At 69.2% G+C, this 25,149-nt stretch carries 20 protein-coding genes; 8 read left to right on the top strand and 12 right to left on the bottom strand.

All coding sequences use genetic code 11. From position 1 onward, the window contains the following. Position 1: 1 nt before the first annotated feature. Positions 2–3,688: a transcription-repair coupling factor gene (mfd, locus tag C560_RS0107635; RefSeq protein WP_026537735.1), complete on the top strand. Its 3,687-nt coding sequence runs from the start codon at positions 2–4 to the stop codon at positions 3,686–3,688. 4 nt (positions 3,689–3,692) lie between these two features. After that, complete coding sequence (locus C560_RS0107630) at positions 3,693–4,523, top strand: metal-dependent hydrolase (RefSeq protein ID WP_026537734.1); 831 nt, start codon at positions 3,693–3,695, stop codon at positions 4,521–4,523. A gap of 70 nt (positions 4,524–4,593) precedes the next feature. Here the strand turns inward: C560_RS0107630 and C560_RS0107625 are convergent, their stop codons facing one another. The 6 genes from C560_RS0107625 to nirB all read right to left on the bottom strand — a co-directional run bounded on the left by C560_RS0107625 (position 4,594) and on the right by nirB (position 11,788). Beyond that, positions 4,594–4,812 (bottom strand): hypothetical protein, encoded by a 219-nt coding sequence (locus C560_RS0107625; protein ID WP_018774646.1) that lies wholly within the window; start codon positions 4,810–4,812, stop codon positions 4,594–4,596. A 53-nt stretch (positions 4,813–4,865) separates the two neighbouring features. Further along, the gene (gene deoC / locus C560_RS0107620; RefSeq protein ID WP_026537733.1) at positions 4,866–5,564 is read right to left on the bottom strand and encodes a deoxyribose-phosphate aldolase; all 699 of its coding nucleotides are present in this window, start codon (positions 5,562–5,564) and stop codon (positions 4,866–4,868) included. A gap of 160 nt (positions 5,565–5,724) precedes the next feature. Beyond that, positions 5,725–6,624 (bottom strand): FAD-dependent oxidoreductase, encoded by a 900-nt coding sequence (locus tag C560_RS0107615; protein WP_043422767.1) that lies wholly within the window; start codon positions 6,622–6,624, stop codon positions 5,725–5,727. 198 nt (positions 6,625–6,822) lie between these two features. Then, positions 6,823–8,049 (bottom strand): uroporphyrinogen-III synthase, encoded by a 1,227-nt coding sequence (locus C560_RS0107610; protein WP_231494291.1) that lies wholly within the window; start codon positions 8,047–8,049, stop codon positions 6,823–6,825. Between the two features lie 8 nt (positions 8,050–8,057). After that, the gene (cobA, locus tag C560_RS0107605) at positions 8,058–9,092 is read right to left on the bottom strand and encodes a uroporphyrinogen-III C-methyltransferase (protein WP_026537730.1); all 1,035 of its coding nucleotides are present in this window, start codon (positions 9,090–9,092) and stop codon (positions 8,058–8,060) included. A gap of 2 nt (positions 9,093–9,094) precedes the next feature. Further along, on the bottom strand, positions 9,095–11,788 hold the full coding sequence (gene nirB, locus C560_RS0107600; protein WP_026537729.1) for a nitrite reductase large subunit NirB: 2,694 nt from the start codon (positions 11,786–11,788) through the stop codon (positions 9,095–9,097). A gap of 256 nt (positions 11,789–12,044) precedes the next feature. Between nirB and nirD the strand changes: the two genes are divergently transcribed. Continuing rightward, positions 12,045–12,425: a nitrite reductase small subunit NirD gene (nirD, locus tag C560_RS0107595; RefSeq protein ID WP_026537728.1), complete on the top strand. Its 381-nt coding sequence runs from the start codon at positions 12,045–12,047 to the stop codon at positions 12,423–12,425. Here nirD and C560_RS0107590 read toward each other — a convergent pair. Continuing rightward, positions 12,422–14,161, bottom strand: coding sequence for a phospho-sugar mutase (locus C560_RS0107590; protein ID WP_026537727.1), 1,740 nt, complete (start codon positions 14,159–14,161; stop codon positions 12,422–12,424). The genes nirD and C560_RS0107590 overlap by 4 nt on opposite strands. Before the next feature lie 127 nt (positions 14,162–14,288). Here C560_RS0107590 and C560_RS0107585 point away from each other — a divergent pair, with 127 nt between their 5' ends. Then, the gene (locus tag C560_RS0107585; protein WP_018774638.1) at positions 14,289–14,768 is read left to right on the top strand and encodes an RrF2 family transcriptional regulator; all 480 of its coding nucleotides are present in this window, start codon (positions 14,289–14,291) and stop codon (positions 14,766–14,768) included. 69 nt (positions 14,769–14,837) lie between these two features. Here C560_RS0107585 and C560_RS0107580 read toward each other — a convergent pair whose 3' ends face one another. Further along, positions 14,838–15,656 (bottom strand): purine-nucleoside phosphorylase, encoded by an 819-nt coding sequence (locus C560_RS0107580; protein WP_026537726.1) that lies wholly within the window; start codon positions 15,654–15,656, stop codon positions 14,838–14,840. A 105-nt stretch (positions 15,657–15,761) separates the two neighbouring features. Between C560_RS0107580 and C560_RS0107575 the strand changes: the two genes are divergently transcribed. The 4 genes from C560_RS0107575 (at position 15,762) to C560_RS0107560 (ending at position 19,212) form a co-directional block, all read left to right on the top strand. Then, complete coding sequence (locus tag C560_RS0107575; RefSeq protein ID WP_026266637.1) at positions 15,762–17,177, top strand: NAD(P)H-quinone dehydrogenase; 1,416 nt, start codon at positions 15,762–15,764, stop codon at positions 17,175–17,177. Positions 17,178–17,205: 28 nt separating this feature from the next. Next, positions 17,206–17,904 (top strand): hypothetical protein, encoded by a 699-nt coding sequence (locus C560_RS0107570; RefSeq protein WP_026537725.1) that lies wholly within the window; start codon positions 17,206–17,208, stop codon positions 17,902–17,904. Between the two features lie 155 nt (positions 17,905–18,059). Next, positions 18,060–18,533, top strand: a complete 474-nt coding sequence (locus tag C560_RS0107565) for a DUF805 domain-containing protein (protein WP_018774634.1) — start codon at positions 18,060–18,062, stop codon at positions 18,531–18,533. Positions 18,534–18,666: 133 nt separating this feature from the next. Beyond that, entirely contained in the window at positions 18,667–19,212 is a 546-nt protein-coding gene (locus C560_RS0107560; protein ID WP_026537724.1) for a flavodoxin domain-containing protein, read from the top strand. Positions 19,213–19,228: 16 nt separating this feature from the next. On the opposite strand, the gene C560_RS0107555 is transcribed toward C560_RS0107560, so the two are convergent. The 4 genes from C560_RS0107555 to C560_RS0107540 form a co-directional block, all read right to left on the bottom strand. Next, positions 19,229–19,936: a hypothetical protein gene (locus tag C560_RS0107555; RefSeq protein ID WP_026537723.1), complete on the bottom strand. Its 708-nt coding sequence runs from the start codon at positions 19,934–19,936 to the stop codon at positions 19,229–19,231. A gap of 76 nt (positions 19,937–20,012) precedes the next feature. After that, complete coding sequence (locus C560_RS0107550) at positions 20,013–20,651, bottom strand: hypothetical protein (RefSeq protein WP_026537722.1); 639 nt, start codon at positions 20,649–20,651, stop codon at positions 20,013–20,015. A gap of 638 nt (positions 20,652–21,289) precedes the next feature. Beyond that, positions 21,290–22,849: an FAD-dependent oxidoreductase gene (locus C560_RS0107545; protein ID WP_026537721.1), complete on the bottom strand. Its 1,560-nt coding sequence runs from the start codon at positions 22,847–22,849 to the stop codon at positions 21,290–21,292. After that, entirely contained in the window at positions 22,846–25,149 is a 2,304-nt protein-coding gene (locus tag C560_RS0107540) for a molybdopterin oxidoreductase family protein (protein ID WP_026537720.1), read from the bottom strand. Before C560_RS0107540 ends, C560_RS0107545 begins: the two co-directional genes overlap by 4 nt.

Here is a 25,149-nt window from a genome sequence, read left to right as displayed (position 1 = left end):
TATGAGCCTCAACGGCCCCTCTCTCACCGGTTTGCGCCGTGTCCTCGCCGAAGACCGGAACTACGCCCGGATCCAGGCCGAGGCCGCCCGCGGGTTCGCCGCCCGCAGCGAGGATTACCAGATCAGCGCCCCGGCCGGAATGCGGTCCACGCTGCTCGCGGAAATGGCGGACGGACTCGCGACCCTGGCGGGGAACGAAGCTGGCCTTGCCGAAGCCGGCACGGCCGGGGCGGGCCGGGGAGTGCCCGTGGTCCTGGCCGTCACCGCGACCGGCCGCGAGGCCGAGGACCTGACCGAGGCCCTGCGCGCCTTCCTGCCGGCCGACGCGGTCGCGGAGTTCCCCAGCTGGGAGACGCTGCCGCATGAGCGGCTCTCCCCGCGCTCGGACACCGTGGGCCGGCGGCTGTCCGTGCTGCGGCGGCTCGCGCACCCCGAATCGTCCACCGGCGGTGCGTTGCGCGTGGTGGTGGCCCCCGTCCGCGCCGTCGTGCAGCCGATCGTCGCGGGCCTGGGCGAACTGGTGCCGGTGACCCTGAAGGTCGGCCAGGAGGCCCCCTTCAGCGGTGTCGTCAAGAGCCTTGCCGACGCCGCCTACGCCCGGGTGGACATGGTGACCCGCCGTGGCGAGTTCGCCGTCCGCGGCGGCATGCTGGACGTCTTCCCGCCCACCGAGGACCACCCCATCCGGGTCGAGTTCTTTGGCGACGAGGTGGACCAGATGCGCTGGTTCGCCGTCGCCGACCAGCGCTCGCTGACCGCGCCCGGCCTGCACCATCCCACCGAACTCCACGCCCCGCCGTGCCGCGAAATCCTGATCACGCCCTCCGTCATGTCCCGCGCCGCCACCCTGAAGTCCCAGCTCCCGGCCGCCGCGGACATGCTGGAGAAGATCGCCGGCGGCATCGCCGTCGAGGGCATGGAATCGCTGGCCCCCGTGCTGGTGGACGCCATGGTGCCGTTCCTGGACCAGCTCCCGGCGGGTTCCATCGCGGTGGTGATCGAGCCGGAGAAGGTCCGCACCCGGGCCCACGACCTCGCCGCCACGAACGAGGAGTTCCTCGAGGCTGCCTGGTCCACGGCGTCCGACGGCGGGACGGCGCCGCTCGACCTGACGTCCGCGGCCTCCGTTGCCCTGCACTCGGCCAGCTTCCGTTCGCTGACCGATACCCGCACCGCCGCCCTCGAGCACGGCGTCTCCTGGTGGTCCATCACATCGCTGGCCAGCGACGAAGAGCTGCTGCCCGACGTCGACGTCCTGAACCTGCACGCCCGGGAACCCCGAGGCTATCAGGGCGACGTGGCGGAAATGATGGACTTCATCGGCTCCCGCGTCCGGGACCAGTGGCGGATCGTCGTGGTCACCGAGGGCCCCGGCCCGGCGCAGCGCCTCGCCGAACTCTTCCACGACAACGACATCCCGTGCGCGCGGGTGGACACGCTCGAGGCGGATCCGCAGGCCGGGCTGATCGAGGTGACCACTGCCGCCGTCGGCCGCGGCTTTGTCCTGGATCCGCTCAAGCTGGCGCTGCTGACCGAGGCTGACCTGCTGGGCCGGACCTCGGCCGGGTCCACGAAGGACATGCGCCGGATGCCGTCCAAGCGGCGGAATGCCGTGGATCCGCTGCAGCTGGTGGCCGGCGACTCCGTGGTGCATGAACAGCACGGCATCGGCCGGTTCGTGGAGCTGATCCAGCGCAAGGTTGCCGGTGGCGGCGAGGGCGTGCGCGAATACCTGGTCCTGGAATATGCCCCGTCCAAGCGCGGGGCCCCGGGCGACCGGCTGTTCGTGCCCACCGACCAGCTGGACCAGGTCACCCGGTACGTGGGCGGCGACACTCCGGCGCTGAGCAAGATGGGCGGCGCGGACTGGGCGAGCACCAAGTCCAAGGCGCGCAAGGCGGTCAAGGAGATCGCCGGGGAGCTGATCCGGCTGTACTCGGCCCGGATGGCTTCCCGCGGCTACGCCTTCGGCCCGGACACCCCGTGGCAGCGGGAACTGGAGGAGGCCTTCCCGTACGTGGAGACCCCGGACCAGCTGACCACCATCAACGAGGTCAAGGCCGACATGGAGCGGGAGATCCCCATGGACCGGCTGATCTCCGGCGACGTCGGCTACGGCAAGACCGAGATTGCGGTCCGGGCCGCGTTCAAGGCGGTCCAGGACGGCAAGCAGGTCGCCGTGCTGGTGCCCACCACGCTGCTCGCCCAGCAACACTACGAGACGTTCACCGAACGGTTTTCCGGCTTCCCCCTCGTCGTCAAGCCGCTGTCCCGCTTCCAGACCGGCAAGGAGGCCAAGGAAACCGCCGACGGCGTCAAGAGCGGTTCCGTGGACGTCGTGATCGGCACGCACCGGCTGCTGTCCAAGGACTTCGGCTTCAAGGACCTTGGCCTGGTGATCGTGGACGAGGAGCAGCGCTTCGGCGTCGAACACAAGGAGGCGCTGAAAAAGATGCGCACCAACGTCGACGTCCTGGCCATGAGCGCCACCCCGATTCCGCGGACGCTGGAAATGTCCCTGACCGGCATCCGCGAAACGTCCACCCTGGCCACCCCGCCGGAGGAACGGCACCCCGTGCTGACATACGTGGGCCCGTACACGGACAAGCAGACCTCCGCCGCGATCCGCCGTGAGCTGATGCGCGAAGGCCAGGTGTTCTTCGTCCACAACCGGGTGTCCACGATCGACCGCACCGCGGCGAAGATCCGCGAACTGGTCCCGGAGGCCCGGGTGGAGGTGGCGCACGGGCAGATGTCCGAGAGCCGGCTGGAACAGATCATCGTGGACTTCTGGGAAAAACGCTTCGACGTCCTGGTCTGCACCACCATCATCGAGACCGGCCTGGACATCTCCAACGCCAACACCCTGATCGTGGACGGCGCGGACAAGTACGGCCTCTCCCAGCTGCACCAGCTGCGCGGACGTGTGGGCCGCGGCCGTGAACGCGCCTACGCCTACTTCCTCTACCCCTCGGAAAAGCCGCTCGGCGAGGTGGCGCTGGAACGGCTCAAGGCCGTCGCGACGCACAACGAGCTCGGCGCCGGCATGCAGCTGGCCATGAAGGACCTGGAAATCCGCGGGGCCGGCAACCTGCTCGGCGGCGAGCAGTCCGGCCACATCCAGGGCGTCGGCTTCGACCTCTATATCCGGCTGGTCGGCGAGGCCGTGGCCGAATACCGGGGCGAGGCCGAGGAGAAGGCCGCCGAAATGAAGATCGAGCTGCCGGTCAACGCGCACCTGCCGCACGACTACGTGCCGGGCGAGCGGCTGCGCCTGGAAGCCTACCGCAAGCTCGCCAGCGCCATCACCTACGAGGCGATCGAGGAGGTCCTCGCGGAGCTCGTGGACCGCTACGGCGAACTGCCGCTGCCGGCCACCAACCTGATCGACGTCGCCCGGTTCCGGGTGGGCGCCCGCGAGGCCGGGTTGTCCGATGTCGCGCTGCAGGGCAACTTCATCAAGTTCTCCCCGGCGCAGCTGCCCGAGTCCAAGCTCATGCGCCTGACCAGGATGTACCCCGGCGCGCAGGCGAAGCCTGCCCTGGACGCCGTGCTCGTCCCGAAGCCCAAGACCGCCAGGATCGGCGGCCGGGACCTGCAGGACGCCGAGATCCTGGAGTGGGCCAACGGCGTGATCCGCAACATCTTCTCCGACGCCCCTGTCTCTGCCACGCCGGCGGTGAAATAAAAGAATGATGGGAGGACATCACGCCGCGTCGGGAGCCGCGGCGTGGGTAGCCATTGCCTCGACCGGCCCGTATGCGCTCGGCTGGTACCCGCTGGATCCCACCGGAATCGTGATCGGCGCCATGGCGACGGCGGGGACCGCGCTGGTCTGCGACTGGGACCACCGCGCCAGCACGGTGGCGCACGCGCTGCCGCCGCTGTCCAACCTGGTGGCGCGCGGCATTGAGAACGCCAGCGGGGGCCACCGGCAGGGCACGCATTCGGTGCTGGGCGCGGCGTTCTTCGTGCTGCTGGCCACGATCGCCGGGCAGTGGCAGATGCAGACCCAGTGGGGGCTGCTGTCCGTCGGGGCCGGCCTGCTGTGCATGTTCATGATCAACATCGCCGCGAAGGCACTGAAACTCTTCCCGAAATTCGGCTGGATCAGCAACTGGATCGTCGGGCTGCTCATGGCCGGACTCGTGACGTGGTTCGCGCCGCACCAGTGGACCTGGCTGCCGGTTTCGATGCTCACCGGGGTGCTGGTGCACATTGTGGGGGACATGATCACCACCGGGGGAGTGCCGCTGCTCTGGCCACTGGTGATCAAGCCGCCGAAGGTCCTGCGCAAACTGCCGCTGCTGAAGAACGTCTGGAGGGCCAACGGGGCGTTCTCCATCCCGCTGCTGGGCCGGGCGGGATCGCGGCGGGAATGGTTCGTCCTGATCCCGGTGAGCGGCTACGCCATGGTGGGGATGTTTGGTGCCGGCCTGGCGGTGGCCAAAGCGCACTTCCCCGCGGCCCTGGCGCTCGGCACGGGGCTGGTCAAGGGCCTGTTCGCGCTGGTGCCCGGCTAGAACTGCAGCCGGTTAAATGACTGAAGCTCCGGATGATCCGGAGCTTCAGTCATTTAAGCGGAAGGAGTGGCTAGTTTTCGCCGGCCGAATCCGAGCGGCCCAGCAGGGTCTGCGGGATCCAGAACGCTGCGGCGAAGAGGACCAGGCAGACAGCCATCGGCCAGGTGTTGTCCAGCGTCAGGAAGGACAGCGAGTAGATCGCACCGAGGAACAAGACCATCATCGCGGCAAAGATGACGATGGTCGAGCCGAGGCTGTTTTCGGTCTGCGGGGTGGTGTTGCTGGACATTCGTTCCTCCTCGGCCCCGGGGGGCTCAAAAACTGTGGGCGGTGCCGGCACGGTCAGTACGCGGACGAACCCTGTTCACCCTTGACGATCGCGATACCGGAGCTGGCGCCAATACGTGTTGCACCTGCAGCAATCATAGCCTGCGCATCGGCCAGGGAACGCACGCCGCCGGAGGCCTTGACACCCAGGTCCGGGCCGACGGTGCGGCGCATGAGAGCGACGTCGTCGGCCGTGGCCCCGCCGCCGTTGAAGCCCGTGGAGGTCTTCACGAAGTCCGCCCCGGCTTCCACCGCGGCCTCGCAGGCGAGCACCTTCTGGTCATCGTCCAGCAGCGCTGTTTCGATGATGACTTTCAGGATGGCTCCGCCCTCGTGCACGGCGGCCGCGACGGCGGCGATGTCATCCACCAGCGCGCCCTTGTCGTTGGCACGGGCCGCGGCGATGTTGATGACCATGTCCACTTCTTCGGCACCGTCCAGGACCGCGCCGCGGGCCTCGAAGGCCTTGACGTCGCTCGGCGTGGCACCCAGCGGGAATCCCACCACGGAGCAGGTCAGGACGCCGGAGCCCTTGAGCGCTTTCTTGACGGTCTTGACCCAGACCGGGTTCACGCAGACCGACTTGAAGTGGTACTCCGCCGCCTCGGCGCAGACCTTGAGGATCTCCGCCTCGCTGGCCTCCGGCTTGAGCAGGGTGTGGTCGATGTAGGAGGCGATGTTGGGCGTCCCCCCGGTGGCGGCTTCTTGGCTCATGGTGGTCCCTTTCGTGGCGGGCCTGGGACGCGGCGGTCCCTTCCCGGGCCTTGTGGGCCTGCGGGCCCTGGCGGCGCCGCGTGGTGCGCGGCTTATCAGGGAACCATCTTGCCATAGGAATGTGCCCGGCGGATGCCCCGGCCGGGCCTCCCCGGCGCGTCTACGCGGCGGCCGCCAGGGGCCGGGCCATGGTGGCCTGAAGCAACTGGGAAGCGCACACCGACGCCGCGGAACCGGAGGCCACGAGCAGCCCGAGACGGACGCCGTCGTAAGCTGCCGCGTCGCCGATCGCCCAGATGCCCGGCACGGAGGTGCGGAAGTCCTGGCCGATGACGATCCCGCCGCCGGCAGCGGTGGCGAGCCCGGCCGTGGCGGCCAGTTCGTCGCGCGCGATGCGCTCCTCGGCGAGGATCACGAGGTCGCCGTTCATGCTGGAGCCGTCCTCGAAGACGATGCCGGACGCCGGCAGGGCGGACCCGGCGGCGGTGGGAACGACGGCGGCGGGACGGACTGTGGTGCGGACCGGGCGGACGCCGCGGGACCGGAGCACGGCCTCGGCCTGGCCGGCGGCCGAACCCGTGCCGACCAGGATGCCCAGGGGGCGGCGGCCGAGGACCCGGGTGACGTCCTTGACGGCCTCGCCCAGCCCGGCGGCGTCGTCGATCGTGGAATAGCTCAGGCACCGGGCGGCACCCTCCACCGGCGCCTCGGCGGGGGCAGAACCGGTGGCGATGACGAGCTCGTCGTAGTCGAACTCCATGCCGTCGGCGGTGGTCACGCGGCGGTTGTCCGCGTCGATGTAGCTGGCGGGCTGGCCGAAGCGGACGGACACCTGGGGCAGGACGGCGAGCTCCAGCAATTCCTCGGGGGCGTCGTCCCGGTTGCTGAGGACCGTGATGGCGCCGGCGAACGGGGTCCGGGCGAGCTGCCGGACGAGGGCCTGGGCGGCCCGGCCGGCGCCGGCGATGACGATCCTGGGCCGGGCGGCCGTTGTGGCTGCGGCAGCCGAAGCGCCTGCCAGGGCGGAGGTGGAGGTGGGAGACATTGCCGGAGCGGACATGTGCTGGCCCTTTCGCTGGGTGGCCATCGTGTGGCCGGTGTGCTTGATGAACCCCAGCGTAGGCGTCCGATTTTTCCGGGGTGTTTCCCGGGTGTTGCCGCTTCTGCCCTGCCTGTTCGCCAGTATTTACCGGCCGGTAATGCCGTGGGTCACACCCCCGGCGGAGGGCGCTTCGTGCAGACAGCTCGGCCGCCTCCGCTACACCCGGATCCGGTAGCCGCGCTTCACGACGGTTTCCACCAGCCGGGTGTCCGGCAGCGCGGACCGCAGCCGGCTGACGGTCATGTCGAGGGCATGCACGGAACCGCGCAGCTCCAGCAGGTCCGAGAGCGCCTCGCGGGACAGCACAGCCCCGCCGGCGCCGATCAGCGCGCGCAGCAGCAACAGCGGTGCGGGCGCCATCTCGACCGCCTCGCCGTTGATGCGCAGCGATCGGCCGCGCAGCTCCACGCTGCCGGAAACGGTGTCGAGCCGGCGGACGTGGTTGAGCGCCAGATGCTCGCAGACCAGCCGGATCAGGGCGCCCATCCGGAACCGTTCCGGGATCAGCGGGTGCAGCCCGGCATCGAGCAGGGGCTGCGCGGTGATGGGCCCGACGACGGCGGTCGCCACGGTGGTCTTCAGGCTCTCCACGAGCTGTTTGTAGACGCCCATCTCGTGCGCCGTGCTCCACATGGCGTCCACGGCGGGGGCGCTGGTGAACGTCAGGACATCCAGGTTGCCGCTGCACGCGGCTTCGATGAGCTTAGGCAACCGGTCCGCGCCGTCGGGCTTGACCCAGCGGTACGGGGTGACGGTCAGGACGGTGGCGCCGGACATGCGCAGGCGCTCGAGCTGGCGGACATCGGTGTAGCCGTGCAGCTGCACCGCGACTGTCTTGCCGCGCACACCCTCGGCCAGGAGCATGTCCACGAGCGTGGCCGTGGTTTCGTCGCTGCTGATTCCGACGTCGGCGAGGCCCGCGGCGCGCACGGCGCCGCGGGCCTTGGGTCCGCGGACGAACATGCGGGTGGCGGAGAGGGTCTCCAACAGCTGGTCGCCAATGCCAAACGTGTCCGCGGCCTCGCACCAGCGGCGCATGCCGTAGGCGGTGGTCGCGATGCAAAGGTCGGGCCGGGCGGCGATGATCGCCCGGGTGTCCTCGATCAGGCTCTGGTCCTCCCGGACCGGCGCGATCTTCAAGGCCGGGGCGTGAAGCACCTCGGCGCCGCGGCGTTCCAGGGCCTCGATGAGGTCCTGCGAGCGGCGGTGCGAGGTGACGCCGATCCGGAAGCCGTCCAGGGGAAGGTCCCGGTCGGTCGCGTCCTCAGCGGGTTCCGCCGCGGGTGCGCCGGCCGTTAATGCGGGGGTTAGTGCGGGGTTCAACGGGGACAGGGGTGCGCCGGGCTCCGGGAAGGCTGCGGCGACGGCGTTCAGTGCGCTCATGGGAATCCTTAAGCCTCCATCAGTGATGCGGCCAGACGGTCGAGCTCCGCCGTGGCCCCGGCGCAGCCCCGGTTGGCCTCGGCCACCCGGACAACGTCCCCGATCACCAGGACGGCGGGGTTGCTGCAGCCCGCGGCTGCGGAGGTGATGGTGCCCAGCTCGGCGATCGTGGTGCGCTGGCCGGGGCGGTAGCCGCGTTCGACGACCGCCATCGGCATGTCGGCGCGCATCCCGGCCCGGCGGAGTCCGGCTGCGAGGTGGTGCAGGGTGCCGATGCCCATCAGGACCACAATGGTTCCGCCGAGCCCGGCGAGGTGCGTCAATTCGTTCTCGGTCAGCGGGGCATGGCCGGAGACCACGGTGAACATGTGGCTGACTTCGCGGTGCGTGACCGGGATGCCGGCGGCGGCCGGAACCGAGATGGCGCTGGTGACTCCGGAGATCACGCGGACCGGAACCCCGGCCGCGACACAGGATGCGACTTCCTCGCCGCCGCGGCCGAACACATAGGGGTCCCCGCCCTTGAGGCGGACCACGTTGTTGCCGGCCAGCGCGCTTTCCACCATGAGCTTTTCGATGTCGGCCTGGCTGACCTTGTGGTGGCCGGGCTTCTTGCCCACATCCACAAGCTCTGCCGAGGTCAGGGACGGCAGATCCTGGTACGGGGCGAGCCGGTCGTAGAAGACGACGTCGGCATCGCGCAGCGCGGCGACGGCGGCGACCGTGAGCAGCTCGGTGGTCCCGGGGCCGCCGCCCACCAGCGTGACGTGGCCCGCCGGACCGGCCGGGGGCTCGGCCGCCACCGGAATGCCTGTGGCGCGGCACCGGCCCAGGAGGGCCTCCCAGCCCGGCTGGCCGTCGTCGACCGCCGCCACCAGGAACGGGCGCTCGGGCAACGGCCTGTCGATGCCGGCGCCCTGCGGGGTGCTGAGGTGGAACACGACGGCGCCGGCCGCCTCATAGCGCCGCACGGCCTGACGGGCGGCGTGGTCCGCGCCCGTGACCAGGACTTCGCGTCCGGTGAGGTCAATGGTGAGCTGCATGGCTATACCTCGTTCTCGTCAGACAGTCCCGGGGTGGTGGCACGGACCGGAATGGAAGCCCCGATCAGGACCGGCTGCTGACCGGCCAGCGCCTTCTCCTCCGCTGTCGCGGGGCGCATCTGGCCGCGCTCGTCGGACACGAAAGTGATCGAATCGTCTTTCTGGTCCGGGGCGTTGACGAAGGAGCGGAAGCGGCGGAGGCGCTCGGGATCCTTCAGCGTGTCGGCCCATTCGTCGACATAGGTGTCAACGTGCTTGGCCATGGCGGCCTCCAGGTCCTCGGCAATGCCCAGGGTGTCGTGCACCACCACGTCCTCGACGTGCTTGATGCCGCCATCGAGTTCTTCCTGCCAGCGCGCGGTGCGCTGCAGGCGGTCGGCCGTGCGGATGTAGTACATGAAGTAGCGGTCGATGTATTTGATCAGGGTTTCGTCGTCGAGGTCCTTGGCCAGCAGCTGGGCGTGCGCCGGGGTGGCGCCGCCGTTGCCGCCGACATACAGGTTCCAGCCGTCGGCGGTGGCGATGACGCCGACGTCCTTGCCCCGGGCCTCCGCACATTCGCGGGCGCAGCCGGAGACACCCATCTTCAGCTTGTGCGGGCTGCGGAGGCCGCGGTAGCGCAGTTCAAGCGCGATGGCCATGGCCACCGAATCCTGGACCCCGAAGCGGCACCACGTGGAGCCGACGCAGGACTTCACCGTGCGCAGGCTCTTGCCGTAGGCCTGGCCGGATTCGAAGCCGGCATCCACCAGGATCTTCCAGATTTCGGGCAGCTGCTCCAGCCGGGCGCCGAACATGTCGATCCGCTGCCCGCCGGTGATCTTGGTATAGAGGCCGTACTGCTCGGCGACCGCGGCGATCACGCCGAGTTTCTTCGGGGTGATCTCGCCGCCGGCGATCCGCGGAACCACCGAGTAGGTGCCGTCTTTCTGCATGTTGGCCAGGGCGCGGTCGTTGGTGTCCTGCAGGGTGCCGCGGCCGGCGTCCAGGACGTAGGCGCTGTTCTGGCTGGCGAGGATGTTGGCGATGGTCGGCTTGCAGATATCGCAGCCGGCCCCGGTGCCGTACTTGGCCATGATCTCCTCGAAGGAGGTCAGTTCCAGGACCCGGATGGCGTCGAAGAGTTCCTGGCGGGACAGCTCGATGTGCTCGCACAGGGCCTTGGAGACCTCGACGCCGGACTTGGTCAGTTCGGTCTCGAGCAGCTTCTTGAGCATCGGCACGCAGGATCCGCAGCTGGTGCCGGCGCGGGTGCAGCCCTTGAGCTCGCCGAGTTCCTGCACGGGCGCGTTGCCGTCGCAGCTCCCGCAGCCGTTGACGGTGTCGCGGATGGTTCCGGCCGAGACGTTGTTGCAGGAACACAGGATGGCGTCGTCCGGCAGGTTGACTTCCAGGACTTTGTCCCCGGCGTCGCCGCCGCCGGCGGCGGTGAGGTACGCGCCGGGCTCGGCGGCCAGTTCGCGGCCCAGCATGGGGCGCAGGGACGTGTAGGGCGAGGCGTCGCCCACGAAGATGCCGCCGAGCAGGGTCTTGGCATCGTCGGTGGTGACGATCTTCTGGTAGACGCCGCGGGCGGGGTCGGCGTAGACGATCTCGAGCGCGTGTTCCGTGCGGGCGAAGGCGTCACCGAAGCTGGCGACGTCGACGCCGGAGAGCTTGAGCTTGGTGGCGGTGTCGAAGCCGGGGAAGGTCGCGTCACCGCCGTGCAGCCGGTCCGCGACGATTTCGGCCATCGTGTTGGCCGGGGCCACGAGGCCCAGGCACATGCCGCCGAAGTTGGCGACCTCGCCGATGGCCCAGATGCCGGGGACCTCGGTGGAGCAGTCGTCGGAGATGACGACGCCGCCGCGCTGGCCGAGCTGGAACTGCTGCGGTGCGCCCTCTGCGGCCCGGAACAGCTCGTCGCGGGGCCGCACGCCGATCGCGACAATCACGATGTCGGCGTCGATGATCCTGCCGTCGGCCATGAGGACGCCGGTGACCTGGCCGTCGTCGTCGGAGAGGACCTCGGAGGGGAACACGCCCCCGTGGACGGTGAAGCCCTTGGCCTCGATCAGCCGGCCGAGTGCCTGCCCGGCACCCTCGTCCAGCTGGGTGTTCATGAGCCACGGCGAGCCGTTGATGACGATCGGGGTGGCACCGAGCTGTTCGGTGCCGGCGGCGGATTCCAGGCCCAGCAGACCGCCGCCGATGGTGACCGCGTTGACCTTCCGGCCCAGCTTCTCGGTGAGGTCCGCGATGGCCTTGTTGATGGACCAGACATCCTCAAGGGTGCGGTACACGTGGGTAAGCTCGGCGCCCGGGATGGGCAGGCGGGCAGCGTCCGAGCCCGTCGCGACCACCAGCTCGTCATACGGATAGACGGTTCCCGCCGCGGTCTGGACGGTCTTGCCGGCGGCGTCGATGCTGGTGACGCGCTCGCCGGTCTTGAGGTTCAGCGCCGTGTGGTCCCACATGGAAGCGCTGCCCAGGGTGAGGTCGACGTCGCCGTCGGTGAGTGCCTTGCTCAGCGCGACGCGGTCATAGGGGAGGTGGGCTTCCTCGGTGAGGACGGTAACGTGCCAGCCATCGAGTCCGCGGGCGTGCATGGCATCGGCGAACCGGTGCGCTGCGGGGCCGCCGCCTGCCACCACAATGCGGCGCGGGGCGGCGCTGGTTGCGCCCTGGTTCGGGTGGCTTGAGGGGTGTCCGGTCACGGTGGGCCTTTCGCATGGGCCGCAGACGGTGCTCTGCAGCTTGTCGTCCCAGACTAGGCAACCGGAATTTCGCTTCAGTTTCCCTTATGTTTCGTGATCTTAACTTCTGCATCACGAATGCATTTCCCGCCGTGTGAGCTCTCTTTTACGCGCCGGACACATCCGGCGCGTCCGGATGAAACACCGCGGACCTAGCTTGAATATGTGGCCGCAGCAGCGGTTGAGCCCGTAAGGGATGTACTAGAGAGGGGCCGGGATGACCGCCGTACTTGAAACCGCCGTACACGACGTTGAGGACCAAATTACTTCAGCCGCAGCCGGCTGGCACCGGGTGTGCGCCGTGGCGGACCTGGAACCCGCCTGGGGCGAGGCAGCACTGATTGCGGGCCGCCAGGTGGCACTGTTCCGCACCCTGTCCGGTGAGGTTTTCGCCGTCGCACAAGAAGACCCGGCCACCGGGGCGAACGTCATGGCACGCGGCATCACCGGATCCCGCGGGGACCGGCCCACGGTGGCATCGCCGTTGCACAAGGAGGTCTACGACCTCGCCACCGGGGAATGCCTCGGCAGCCCGGAACTCCGCCTCGCCACCTTCGGTACCCGGATTGTGGGCGGGTACATTGAGGTGCAGCTCTAGAGGCCCAGTGCCTCGCGGACGTCCGCAAGAACGCCGTCCAGAGCCGTGCGGGCCTCGTCCCGGGCTGCCGGAAGCTCGGCGGCCGAGCCGACACTGCGGATGACTTCCAGGTAGCACTTGAGCTTCGGTTCCGTGCCGCTGGGACGGATGATGACGCGGCTGAGGTCCCGGGTCAGGTACAGCAGTCCCTCGGTGGGCGGGAGGAGTTCGCTGCCCTCGGCAAGGTCCGTGACGGCCTCGACGGCGGAGCCGCCGAACGATTCCGGCGGGCTCACGCGCAGCCGGTTCATCATCGCGTCCAGCAGGCCGAGGTCCGCCACCCGGATGCTGAGCTGGTCGCTCGCGTGCAGCCCGTGCACCAGGTACAGCTCGTCCAGGGTGTCAAAGATCGTCTTGCCCTCGGCCTTTGCGGCCGCCGCGAGTTCGGCGATGAGGACCGCGGCCGAAATGCCGTCCTTGTCGCGCACCAGCGACGGGGCAACGCAGTAGCCCAGCGCCTCCTCGTAGCCGTAGACCAGCCCCGGCACCCGGGCGATCCACTTGAAGCCGGTCAGGGTTTCCTCGTGGGCGTAGCCTGCCGCGGCCGCGATCCGCGCCAGCAGCCGGGAAGAGACGATCGAGTTGGCGAACACACCGGCCGGTGCTTCGCCGGCGGCGGCCTGGCGCGCCACGACGTGGGCACCGAGCAGGGCGCCCACCTCGTCGCCGCGCAGCATGCGCCACGCTCCGGTGTCAGGGTCCTTCGCCGCCACGGCCGCCCGGTCGGCGTCGGGGTCGTTGGCGATCACGATGTCGGCGTCCGTGCGTGTCGCCGCCTCGAGGGCCAGATCCAGCGCCCCGGGTTCCTCCGGGTTGGGGAAGTTCACCGTGGGGAAGTCCGGATCCGGCTGCGCCTGTTCGGTGACGAGCGTGACGTCGTCGAATCCGGCGGCGTTCAGCACCGCGACGGCCGTTTCCCCGCCCACGCCGTGCATGGGGGTCAGGACAATCTTCAGCCCGCGGGCCGGGAAGTGCTCAGGAACCGCCAGGGCTGCGACGGCGCGCTGGTAGTCGGCCGCGATAGAGGGCGCCAGCACGGTCCACCCGTCCGCGGCCAGAACGATGGAATCCAGGGCGCCGACGGCGTCGATCTTCGCCGCTATCAGGGCGTCGTAGGGTGCCACGATCTGGGCGCCGCGGCCGCTCTCCTCGACGGCATGACGGCCGAGGTACACCTTGTAGCCGTTGTCCTGGGGCGGGTTGTGGCTGGCGGTCACCATGACGCCGCCGTCGCAGTCCAGCGCCCGCACGGCGTAGGCGAGCAGCGGGGTGGGCAGCGCGGCCGGCATCAGGAAGGTCTCAACCCCGGCCGCGGAAAGGATCGCGGCGGTTTCCTGGGCGAAAATATCGGAGTTGTAGCGGGCGTCGTAGCCGACGACGGCGCGGGGCCGGGTGCCGGGGGAGGCCTGTTCGACGGCGTTGGTGAGGAAGGCGGTGAAACCGGCCGCGGCGCGGCGGACCACCACGCGGTTCATCCGGTTTGGACCCGGGCCGAGGGCCGCCCGCAGTCCGGCGGTGCCGAACTGGAGGGTGCCGCTGAAGCTGTCGGCCAGTTCCTGGCGGGCCGCGGCCACGCCCCCGTCGGTGAGGCGGATCAGTTCTGCGAGGGCAGCAGCGGTGGCGGGGTCCGGGTCTTGGCTTGCCCAATCGCGGGCATCGCTCAGGAGTCGGGCGAGTTCGGCATCAGAAGACGTCATGGAACCAAACTATCGCCAAACGCGGGCGATTCCTGCCCAGACAATCGAGAGTTCGGGTTTCAGTTCCATCTCGGGAGCTTTCGCGGGACCTTGACACCCAAATTTCCGGACACGTAGCGTCTGGAATATGAAGATGGGCCGTGGCATCGAATGGGCCGTGCACAGTTGCGTCAACATGGCCTGGACACCGCCCGGTGAACCGGTGAACAGCGCCCGGCTGGCCGAGTACTACAAACTCCCGGCCGCCTACCTCAACAAGCAGTTTCAGTCGCTGGTCCGGGCCGGCGTCCTGGACTCGGTTTCGGGCCCCCGCGGCGGATTTCTTTTGGCGCGCCGGCCCGAAAACATCACCGTGCTGGACATCGTGCTGGCGCTGGAGGGCCAGGAGCCGGCTTTCCGGTGCGAGGCGATCCTCGGGAATGTCCCGGAGCCGGACCGGCAGGAGAACTTCGCGCGGACGTGCCTCATTTCCCAGACCATGCGCCAGGCCGAACTCGCGTGGCGGCAGGCGCTGGCGCGCCAGAGCATCGCCGGGATCGCGGACTCGATGGAGCGGCGGTTCCCGGCGGACAAGGCAAAGGTCCTGGACTACCTGGCCGCGGAATAGCGGCAGCCGGGTCGTCCAGGACCTGTCGGGGGGCCACTCTCTGGCCCCAGAGCCTGGATTCGGCCCAGATCAGAGCTTGGCGATGATGTCTGCGAGCAGCTTGGAAATGCGCGGCCCGGCGGCCTGGCCGGCCTCAAGGACTTCCTCGTGGCTGAGCGGCACGGGGCTGATCCCGGCGGCAAGGTTGGTCACCAGCGAGATGCCGAAGACCTCCATGCCGGCGTGACGGCCGGCGATCGCCTCAAGTGCCGTGGACATGCCCACCAGGTCGGCGCCGATCCGCTTGGCGTACTGCACCTCGGCGGGTGTCTCGTAGTGCGGGCCGGTGAACTGGGCGTAGACGCCCTCGTCCAGTGACGGGTCGACTTCGCGGGCCAGCCCGCGGATCCGTGCGGAGTACAGGTCCGTCAGGTCCACGAACGTGGCCCCTTCCAGCGGGGAGGTGGCGGTGAGGTTGATGTGGTCGCTGATGAGCACCGGCGTGCCGGGCGCCCAGTTTTCGTTGAGCCCGCCGCAGCCGTTGGTCAGCACGAGGGTCTTGCAGCCGGCGGCGGCGGCGGTGCGCACGCCGTGCACCACGGCGCGGACGCCCTTGCCCTCGTAGTAGTGCGTGCGTGCGCCCAGGACCAGGGCCCGCTTGCCCTCTTTGGTCAGGACCGAACGGATGGTGCCCACGTGCCCCACCACTGACGGTGCGGAGAAGCCGGGGATTTCGGCGGCGGACAAGGTGGCGGTGGTATCGCCGATGAGTTCGGCGGCGTCGCCCCAGCCCGAGCCGAGGACCAGCGCGACGTCATGGGTGTCGACGCCCGTCTCTTCGGCGATGTAGGCGGCGGCGTCGCGGGCGGCGTCGAAGGGGTCTGCATTCAGGAATTCTGTATAGCTCACTGGTACAAGTTATCCTGCGCCGGGCCTGCTGCCCAGCATGCACGAATGGACGCGCGCGGCCCGGATTCTTGGGGCTCCGGTTCGGATGGTGGACAATGGTGGATTGTGACTACGCATCCTGACTTCAGTTCACCCCGTATCGCAATTCTCGGCGGAGGACCCGGTGGCTACGAAGCCGCTATGGTCGCCGCCTCGCTGGGGGCGCAGGTCACCATCATCGAGCGTGCCGGCCTCGGCGGCTCCGCGGTGCTGACCGACGTCGTTCCGTCCAAAACCCTGATCGCGACGGCAGACCTGATGACCCGCGTCGGCGAGGCCGGCGAGCTCGGCGTTAAATTCGACCTCGACGGCGGCGACTGCACGCCCACGATGCGCGCGGACCTCAAGCACATCAACGACCGCCTGCTGCGGCTGGCGCGGAAGCAGTCGGAGGACATCCAGGTCGGGCTGGAACACCAGAACGTCCGCATCCTGATCGGCTCCGGCAGGCTTCTGGACAACCACACCATCGAGGTCCTCACTTCCGAGGGCACCGAGACGGTGGAAGCCGACACCATCCTGCTGGCGGTCGGAGCCCACCCGCGCGAGCTGCCCACGGCCCGCCCGGACGGTGAGCGCATCCTCAACTGGGCCCAGATCTACAACATGGACGTGCTCCCCGAAGAGCTGATCGTGGTAGGTTCCGGCGTCACAGGCGCGGAATTCGCCTCGGCCTACAACGGCCTGGGGTCCAAGGTCACCCTGATTTCCAGCCGCGACCGCGTCCTGCCGGGCTCGGACACCGACGCCGCCGAGGTCCTCGAGGGCGTCTTCGAACGCCGCGGACTGAAGGTGCTCTCCCGCGCCCGCGCCGAGACCGTCGAGCGCACGGACGACGGCGTCGTGGTCACCCTCGGCGACGGTTCGAAGGTGACCGGCAGCCACTGCCTGGTCTGCGTCGGCTCCATCCCCAACACGGCCGGCATCGGCCTTGAAGAAGCCGGCGTCGCGCTGACCGAGAGCGGCCACATCAAGGTCGACGGCGTCTCGCGCACCACTGCGCCGAACATCTACGCCGCGGGCGACTGCACCGGCGTGCTGGCACTCGCCTCCGTCGCCGCGATGCAGGGCAGGATCGCGATCGCGCACTTCCTGGGCGACAGCGTCATGCCCCTGAAGCTGCACCAGGTCGCATCCAACATCTTCACCTCGCCCGAGATTGCGAACGTGGGCGTCTCCGAGGCCGAGATTGATTCGGGCAAGTACCAGGCCGACGTCATCAAACTGTCCCTGCGCAGCAACGCCCGCGCCAAGATGCGCAACCACCGCGACGGCTTCGTCAAGATCTTCGCCCGCAAGGGATCCGGCACCGTGATCGGCGGGGTGGTGGTAGGCCCGAACGCCTCCGAGCTCATCTTCGCGATCTCCCTCGCCGTCACCCAAAAACTGCACGTCGACGACGTCGCCAGCACCTTCACGGTGTACCCGTCGCTGAGCGGCTCCATCTCCGAAGCGGCCCGGCGGCTCCACGTCCACATGTAGTCCTGCTGCGAAGACGGAGGCCGTAGCCATGCAGAGTCCACGCGCCGTTGTTGACTCCGTGGAACAGCACCCCGGGCTGCCCTCCGGCCCGGAGGAACGTTTTGCCGGCTACGGCGTGATGGGCGTTCCGTTCAGCTCCGGCCACATCCTGGCCCTGCGGCATTTTCCGGCCTCCTCCGTCGGCCCGGGCTACACCTCGGTCTGGATCCGTGACCCTGCGGGCATCTGGACGATGCACAGCACCACCGACCCCGGATTCTCGTGCCCCCGCTACTTCGGCAGCGCCCTCGGAGCCGTCTCAACGGGCGGGATCTCCATCCGGTGGCGCGACGGCTACTGCTTCACCGTGGAAGTCGGGGAGGGGGTAGACCTGAGCTGGGACCTGACGCTGGCGGCGACCCCTGTCACCCGGCTCATGTCCGCGGTGTCCGGTGCCGTTCCGGACCGGTTGTGGCGCAGCCGGACGTTCCTGCGGGCCATGGGGGCTGTCGCCGGTCCGGTGCTGGGGGCGGGGCGCATCGGGTTGACGGGCAGGGTGCCCAACGGGCAAAGCTTCGGTGCACGCCCGCGCCGGATGTGGATTGTCCGCGAAAGCACAGCACACCTGTTGGGCCGAAGCCTGGGACAGGCCGCGGCGCTTCCTGTCCAGGACAGGCTCGGGGACTTCTGGATCCCGCAGCGCGGCATCTTCATGATCGGCTCATCCGTGTTCGAACCGGGAGGCTAGTACGGTGCGTTGAAAGTCCCGAGGCGCGACAGCCAGCTGGGAACGTGCACCCGAACGGATGAACGGGGTGTAAATTCTCGCCGCCCAACAGGCATTCCTGTGTGCCGACGGCCCTAGGATGAATCTCGTCATTCGCACTCATCCAAGGGGACTACATGAGTTATCCGCAGCAACCGAATGCATTTCCGCCCCAGACCGGAGGGACGCCGCTTTGGGCGCCGCTCTATGGGGCTACCCTCCAGCAGGCCGTCCAGCGATTTTTCAAGAAGTACGCCACCTTCTCCGGCCGGGCCAGCCGCAGCGAGTACTGGTGGTGGGCGCTGGTGTCCCTCATCGTGGGGATAGTCATCAACATCATCACGAGCACCGGCACGACGACTAATGCGTCCGGAGCCGCCGTGACAGGACCCGGTGCCATTATCGGGTTGATCCTTGCTGTCATTTGGGGGCTCGGGACGATCGTTCCGTCCCTGGCCCTGCTGGCCCGGCGTCTGCATGACGTGAACCTGAGCGCCTGGCTGATCCTGCTGGTCCTGGTGCCGTTCCTCGGCGGCCTGGCGCTGCTGGTGATGACTATCCTGCAGTCCAACCCGGCCGGCCAGCGGTTCGACCAGCCATCCGGCTACTAGCGCGCTTTCGATGAGCGAAGAATCCCTGGCCGGGAACCCGGGCAGGGATTCTTCGTTTTCAGCAGTCTGGTGCATCGCCGTGCGGGGGCCTTAGACCCTATGGTGCCGACCCGCACGGCTCCCACACTGGAACATGGCCAAAATCTATATCCCCTACGGGACCGTCGAGGGACAAACCGCCCATATCGTGGAGTACATCGCCGAGGTGGTCCGGGCGAACGGGCACCAGGCGGAGACGGCGGACCTCAAGCATTCCCCAAACCCGATTCCGAGCGGCTACGACGGCGTGATCGTGGCGGCTTCGGTGCACGTGGGGAAGCACGAGGGATACGTCGCGGACTTCGTCAAGAAGAACCTCACTGAGCTCGAACGATTGCCTTCGGCCCTGGTTTCGGTGAGCATGGCCGCCCACGGAGACGAGCAGACCGCGGAGGGCTACGTGGAGAAGTTTGAGCAGGACACGGGGTGGCGGCCCGCGCACGTCGGGTTGTTCGCCGGCGCCGTGCTCTACACCCACTACGGGTTCATCAAGAAGCACGTCATGAAGAAGATCGCCAGCGACAAGGGCTCCCTGGACACGGACACGTCCCGTGACTACGTCTACACCGAATGGGACGGCGTCCGGCGCTTCACGGAGGACTTCCTGGCCCAGTTGGCCGAGCCAGGACGCCAGCAGTAGAGCCCAGCAGCAGGGCTCAGGAGCAGGCGTAGGGCGGAACGGTGTCGCCGGGGGCAAAGGGCCGGAACCAGTGCTCGAAAGCCAGGCTCCCGCCGCCGTCGCCGTCAGCGCCGCCGCTGTGCGGGCCGTCGTCGTCGGAGTACAGTGCGGCACTTTCGGCGTCCTCCGGCAGGACTTCCTCGACGGCGGCCCGCCAGTCGTCCGGGAGGTCGAGTTCGTAGATGTCCTCGGTGATTTCCGCCTGATCGAGCAGGCAGCGCACGGCGAGTTCCGCCGCGAGGCAGCCGGGGGCGGTCCAGCCCCTGACCAGGCACGCGGTGACGTCGGCTGCGACCACGATGAACTTCTGGGTGAATTTCGCGTCGTAACCGTCGGCGAACTGCGGCGGCAGCGAGGACAGGACCGAGGTCCCGGCAATGTTGGTGGGCGTGACTGCATCCAGAGCGCTGAGAGTTCCGAGATCGCGGAACAGCTGGTCGATGAGGATGCTCGCTGAGTTCCACAGGAGACCGGCCAGCAGGCGGGTCTGGCCCACGGCTTTGCGCCGGTCGTCCAGGGAAACGGCGGCCATCTCGACCAGGTCCTCGGGATCAAACTGGAGCCGCTGCTCGGCGGTCATGTCATCCGGGTGCGGGTCGAGCCCGAGCAGTTCCAGGCTCAGCCCGGTTAGTTTCCCGGCGTCAGCCAGCAGCTCTTCGGTGATGTCGTCGTCGTCGGCGCTCATGGCCCCGATGCTACCCGCCGTTTGCCCGTGGCCCGATTTGCGTTACGCGGCCGCCTTTGGCGGCGGCGCGGCAGTCTCAGGCCGCCGCCGGGTGAATCGTTCCCGACGTCGAACCGGCCCGGGCCATCCGGACGGACAGCAGATAGGCGATCCCGCAGGCCAGGGGAACCAGGCTGGCCGCGATCAGCGATCCGACCGCGCCCGACCTTCCGATGATCGTGATCAACAGCGGCAGTACCCCCAGGGCCACCAGCAGCCAGCCGGCCAGCGCGGTAACTTTCAGGCCGAGAACGGCGGCCGGAAAAGCCAGCGCGAGCACGCTGACGGCGATGACGGGGCCGTTGTCGCTGAGGAAGGCGCTCAGGGCAGCGGGGTCGAAGGCGAGCCACACGCACGCGGCAATGAAGGCAGAAGCGAGGGCGAGCAGCAGGGGAGCGGTTGCCGCCGGCCAGAACCAGGCCGAGACCGCGAGGATGAGCATCGGCACCACCCAGGCGAGCGTCATCAGCGTCCCGGTTGTTCCGCCCGGGTCCTGCATCGCGAACCCGCCGATGAAGATTCCGCCGATGACGGTGAACGCCGCCATGACGGCCGCTCCGGTGCGCGTCAGCGCGGCCGCCCGCCGCTGCGGATCCTTTTCGCGAGACATGACAACACCCATCACGACGGCGAACACAATAATCGCACCGAGCGCCAAAATGACTGGGACGTTCATGGGATGCCTCCTGCGCCTGAACGGAACCTACGTTCATTGCATCCCCGGCCCCCGGCTGTGCCAAGGGGAGAAAGGCCCGCTTCGCGGTTAGCGGAGGTGCTGAGTGCCCTGAACTCCGGGCTTCCCGGTATGTGGTCATTCCGGTGTGGCGTGGAAGGTCGCGTAGCCTTGGCGGAACGGAACTTGCCAGAGCCCTCACGCCTCAAGCGCCGCAGTGCCTAAACCGCGGGAGAAAGGCCTCTACCTCCGGGCGTGCCGCGTAGGCATAATGTCGCTATGTGGATCCCCGCCCTGTTTCTTATCTTGGTCGTCATCGGGATACTGGTTACTTACTGGCAACTCACTCTGACAGGACTCTTCATCTGGGGGCTTGTGGCCTGGAAGAGGCGCCACGCCGCCGACACACGGTCGAGCTACGCCCGCAAGCCCGTCCAGGGCCGGCCTGTGGCCAAGCCGGTTCAGACCCGCCCCAGACCCAAGCCCGTGCACACCCGGCCTGAACCCACGGCCAAGACCAAGCCTTCCGTGAGCTGCCCGCGCCCGAATATCTGCCCCGGTGGACTGCGAACCGCCGGTTGGAAGCCGGCCGCGAGCACGCCCAGTGGCAGAAGAACTTCGACAACGCGGCGAACTAGAATTCAGGCAGCCGCCCCTTGAAAGTGGGCCTCGATGATGCTCCTGATGTCGTCGTGGCAGCCGCCACAGCCCGTGCCGGCGCGGGTGGAGGCCGATACCTCGGGCACCGTCCCGCAGCCCTCGGAGACGGCAGAAGCAATGGCCGTCCCGCTGACGCCGGCGCACCGGCAGACCGTCCGGGCCGGGTCGGCGGCACCTGCGGAAGCGAGCTGGTCCGGTCCGTCCAGGCGCAGGAGCAGCGACCGGTCGGCGGGCAGTTCGGCACCGCGCTCGAAGAGCTGCACCAGCTCCGCCGAGGTGCGCGGCATGCCCACGGCCACCAGCCCCTCCAGAACGCCCGCGCGGGTGGTCATCTTGACGTAGCGGCCGTGCTCGGGATCGGCCCACTGCGCGATCTGCAGCCGGGCCCGGCCGTTCACTGCCCCGGCGCTCAGGGCTTCCTCGTCCCAGGGGTCTGCGGACACGTCTCCGGCCACGGCCATGTTCATGCCGCGGGCCTTGAGCACGATCACGCCCGGCAGTTCCGCCGGCAGGGCCGGCAACGCTTCCGCGTCGCCAGTGGCGCCGGACGCCAGCAGGGTCAGGTAGTCGGCGAGCCATTCGGCCTGCCGCCAGCCCGGGCCGACCAGCCCGGACGGGCCGCGCGTCGTCCGGCACTCCACACACTCGGGGTCCGGGCAGCGGACCTCCGCGCAGTCGCCGATCGCGAAAATGTGGGGCTCGTGGTGGGCACGGAGCTTGTGGTCCACCAGGATCCCGGCACCGGTGGAGAGCCCGCAGCCCTCCGCCAGTTCGGTCCGCGGCCGGACACCGCAGGAGAGGACCAGGAGGTCGCCGTCGATCGCGGATCCGTCGTCCAGCAGCAAAGCGGAGAAGCCGCCGTCGGGCGCGTTATGTTCCACGCCGACCGAGCGGGCGTTGCCGGCCACCCGCACGCCGCAGTTCCGCAGGGAGGCCGCGAGCACGGCACCGCCGCCGCGGTCGATGTTCCGGCCCAGGGGATGCGGGCCGTTGTGCACCACGGTCACCGTGGCGCCTTCCTCGGCCGCGGCGAGGGCCGTCTCCAGGCCCAGCACGCCGCCGCCCAGGACCACTACTCGCTTGCCTCCCGCCACGGCCGAGTGGAGCACGGACGCGTCGCGGAGATCGCGCAGGGCGGTCACGCCCGGCGGCAACACCGGCGCGGCCGGGTCCGGGTTGAGCCCGGTCAGGTTGGGGATGACCGGCCGTGAACCGGTAGCGAAAACGAGCCGCTCGTAGCCGGGCGAGGTACCGTCGCTCAACAAAACCCGCTGACGGGCGCGGTCCACGCGGCGGACGCGGACGCCCAGCCGGACATCGACGCCGTCGGCCACCAGTGCCGCCGCATCCGCGAGGGCCAGCGCTGCCGGTGTCGTCCGGCCGACGCCCAGATCCGCCACCAGCACGCGGTTGTACGCCGCCTCGGACTCTTCACCGATCACCGTCAGGTGTGCGATGCCGCTGCGCACGGCCGGCAGCAGCTCGTCAATCAGCCTCGCGGCGACGGGCCCGAAGCCCACCACCACAATCCGCTCAGTCATGAGGTCTCCTCTGCTTGAAGAACACGGGCTTGAACGCCGCTGTGATTGCCGGCCAAGGGATCCGGGGAAACTGATGGCCGAATCCACACCTTGCTGGTCTTGAACTCGGGCATCCCGGAAATGGGGTCCGTGGCAGCCTCGGTGAGCCGGTTGGCGCTCTCGAGCTCCGGGAAGTGGAACGGCAGGAAGACCGTCTCCGGGCGGATATCCGTGCTCAGCTCGGCACGGCAGCTGACCACTCCGCGTTCGTTGGAAATCGAAACGTAATCCCCGTCGGCGATCCCCTGGGCGGCGGCCGCGGCGGGGTGGAGCTGCAGCCGCGCCTCCGGCTGGGCCTCGGCGAGGGCGGCCACCCGGCGGGTCTGCGCCCCGGACTGGTAGTGCTCCATCAGGCGGCCGGTGATGAGGGTCATCGGCGTGCCGGGACGATCGGCGCCGGCGCGGTCGGCCCGCTGGTCCGCCCGCTGGTCCGTCCGGCGTTCCGCCGCGGACGTGGAGCCCGAAGAGGAAGAACGACGCCGGGGCGTCACCGGCGTGAACACGGCCCGGCCGTTCGCGTGGGCGAAGGCGTCCAGGAAGAGCCGCGGCGTACCCGCGCTCCCGGCGGGGTACGGCCAGTAGGCGGCCTCGCCGCGGTCCAGCATGGCGTAGTCGATCCCGGAGTAGTCGGCCAGGCCGCCGGAGGACGCGAGCCGGAGCTCCTCGAACACCGTTTCCGGATCCTCGCTGAAGGTGGACGGCGCGTGCAGCATTTCGGCCAACCGGGTCATGATCCACAGCTCACTGCGGACACCGGGCGGGGGAGTGAGGGCCCGGCGGCGGCGGAGCACGCGGCCCTCAAGGTTGGTCAGGGTTCCTTCTTCCTCGGCCCACTGGGTCACCGGCAGGACCAGGTCCGCCTCGGCGGCGGTCTCGGAGAGGAAGAAGTCGCACACCACCAGGAAGTCCAGGCTGCGCAGGCCCGCGATCACGGCGTTCGCATCCGGGGCGGACACCGCCACGTTGGCGCCGTGCACGAAGAGGCACCGGACGCCGTCGGGCTGTCCTAGGGACTTCAGGAGTTCGACGGCCGGGAGGCCGGGGCCGGGAATCAGGGGTTCGGGGACGCCCCACACCCTGGCCATGTGGGCGCGTGCGGCGGGGTCGGTGATCTTCCGGTAGCCGGGGAGCTGGTCCGCCTTCTGGCCGTGTTCGCGGCCGCCCTGGCCGTTGCCCTGGCCGGTGAGCGTGCCGTAGCCGCTGCTCGCGGAGCCCGGCAGGCCCAGCAGCAGGGCGAGATTGATGGCGGCCGTGGCCGTGTCAGTGCCGTCCACGTGCTGTTCGACGCCGCGGCCGGTGAGGATGTAGCTGCCGCCCTTGCGGGCGCCGTCGGCCAGCCGCCGGGCGGTTTCCCGGATCAGCCCGGCGGGCACGCCGGTGATCGACTGGACCCGTTCGGGCCAGAAGCTGGCGACGCTGCGGAGCGCGGCGTCGTAGCCGGTGGTCCGGTCCGCGATGTATCGGGCGTCGGCGAGGCCCTCGTGGATCACCGCATGGGAGATGCCCAGGAGCAGGGCGAGGTCGGTGCCGGGCAACGGCTGCAGGTGCAGCCCGCCGCCGTCGGACGTAAACGCGGCGGTGGCGGAGCGTCGGGGGTCGACGACGATCAGCCCGCCGGCGTCGCGGGCCCCCTGGAGGTGCTGGACGAAGGGCGGCATGGTCTCGGCAACGTTGGAGCCGAGCATCAGGATGGTGCTGGCGGTGTCGAGGTCCGCGAGCGGGAACGGGAGCCCGCGGTCCAGGCCGAAGGCGCGCATGCCGGCCGCGGCGGCCGAGGACATGCAGAACCGCCCGTTGTAGTCGATCCGTGAGGTGCCCAAAGCCAGCCTGGCGAACTTGCCCAGCTGGTAGGCCTTCTCATTGGTGAGGCCGCCGCCGCCAAACACGCCCACGGCGTCAGCCCCGTGCTCGAGGCGGGCCCGCTTTACGGCGGAGACGATCCGCGTGAGGGCCTCGTCCCAGCTGACCGGGTGGTGGACGCCGTCGGCGCCCTTCAGCAGGGGCTCAGTGACGCGGCCCGGGTGGTCCAGCAGCGAGGCGGAGGTCCAGCCTTTGCGGCACAGGCCGCCGCGGTTGGTGGGGAAGTCGCGTCCGGCGACTGTCAGGAGCGGCGCGGACGTGGGGGCGGTGTCGGGCGCCGGCGTGGCCGGTACGGGGTCTGACCCCGGCTGGACAGCCGGGGTCAGAGCCGCTGGAGATGTGAGCGTCATGGCGCACTGCAGGGCGCAGTAAGGGCAGTGCGTGTCGGCGCTTTTGGTCAT

Origin of the sequence: Arthrobacter sp. 9MFCol3.1, from assembly GCF_000620385.1 — a bacterium.
In the GTDB taxonomy this organism is placed as follows: Bacteria; Actinomycetota; Actinomycetes; order Actinomycetales; family Micrococcaceae; genus Arthrobacter.
The sequence above is the reverse complement of the archived record's forward strand: the minus strand, read 5'-3'. Positions and strand labels throughout refer to the sequence as shown.

Coding starts and splice junctions, on each gene's coding strand:
- C560_RS0107610 (WP_231494291.1), bottom strand. CDS start 8,049: ATGAGCGCACTGAACGCCGTCGCCGCAGCCTTCCCGGAGCCCGGCGCA.
- C560_RS0107625 (WP_018774646.1), bottom strand. CDS start 4,812: ATGTCCAGCAACACCACCCCGCAGACCGAAAACAGCCTCGGCTCGACC.
- nirD (WP_026537728.1), top strand. CDS start 12,045: ATGACCGCCGTACTTGAAACCGCCGTACACGACGTTGAGGACCAAATT.
- C560_RS0107630 (WP_026537734.1), top strand. CDS start 3,693: ATGATGGGAGGACATCACGCCGCGTCGGGAGCCGCGGCGTGGGTAGCC.
- C560_RS0107570 (WP_026537725.1), top strand. CDS start 17,206: ATGCAGAGTCCACGCGCCGTTGTTGACTCCGTGGAACAGCACCCCGGG.
- deoC (WP_026537733.1), bottom strand. CDS start 5,564: ATGAGCCAAGAAGCCGCCACCGGGGGGACGCCCAACATCGCCTCCTAC.
- C560_RS0107615 (WP_043422767.1), bottom strand. CDS start 6,624: ATGTCCGCTCCGGCAATGTCTCCCACCTCCACCTCCGCCCTGGCAGGC.
- C560_RS0107585 (WP_018774638.1), top strand. CDS start 14,289: ATGAAGATGGGCCGTGGCATCGAATGGGCCGTGCACAGTTGCGTCAAC.
- C560_RS0107550 (WP_026537722.1), bottom strand. CDS start 20,651: ATGAACGTCCCAGTCATTTTGGCGCTCGGTGCGATTATTGTGTTCGCC.
- mfd (WP_026537735.1), top strand. CDS start 2: ATGAGCCTCAACGGCCCCTCTCTCACCGGTTTGCGCCGTGTCCTCGCC.
- cobA (WP_026537730.1), bottom strand. CDS start 9,092: ATGCAGCTCACCATTGACCTCACCGGACGCGAAGTCCTGGTCACGGGC.
- C560_RS0107545 (WP_026537721.1), bottom strand. CDS start 22,849: ATGACTGAGCGGATTGTGGTGGTGGGCTTCGGGCCCGTCGCCGCGAGG.
- C560_RS0107540 (WP_026537720.1), bottom strand. CDS start 25,149: ATGACCAAAAGCGCCGACACGCACTGCCCTTACTGCGCCCTGCAGTGC.
- C560_RS0107560 (WP_026537724.1), top strand. CDS start 18,667: ATGGCCAAAATCTATATCCCCTACGGGACCGTCGAGGGACAAACCGCC.
- C560_RS0107555 (WP_026537723.1), bottom strand. CDS start 19,936: ATGAGCGCCGACGACGACGACATCACCGAAGAGCTGCTGGCTGACGCC.
- C560_RS0107565 (WP_018774634.1), top strand. CDS start 18,060: ATGAGTTATCCGCAGCAACCGAATGCATTTCCGCCCCAGACCGGAGGG.
- C560_RS0107590 (WP_026537727.1), bottom strand. CDS start 14,161: ATGACGTCTTCTGATGCCGAACTCGCCCGACTCCTGAGCGATGCCCGC.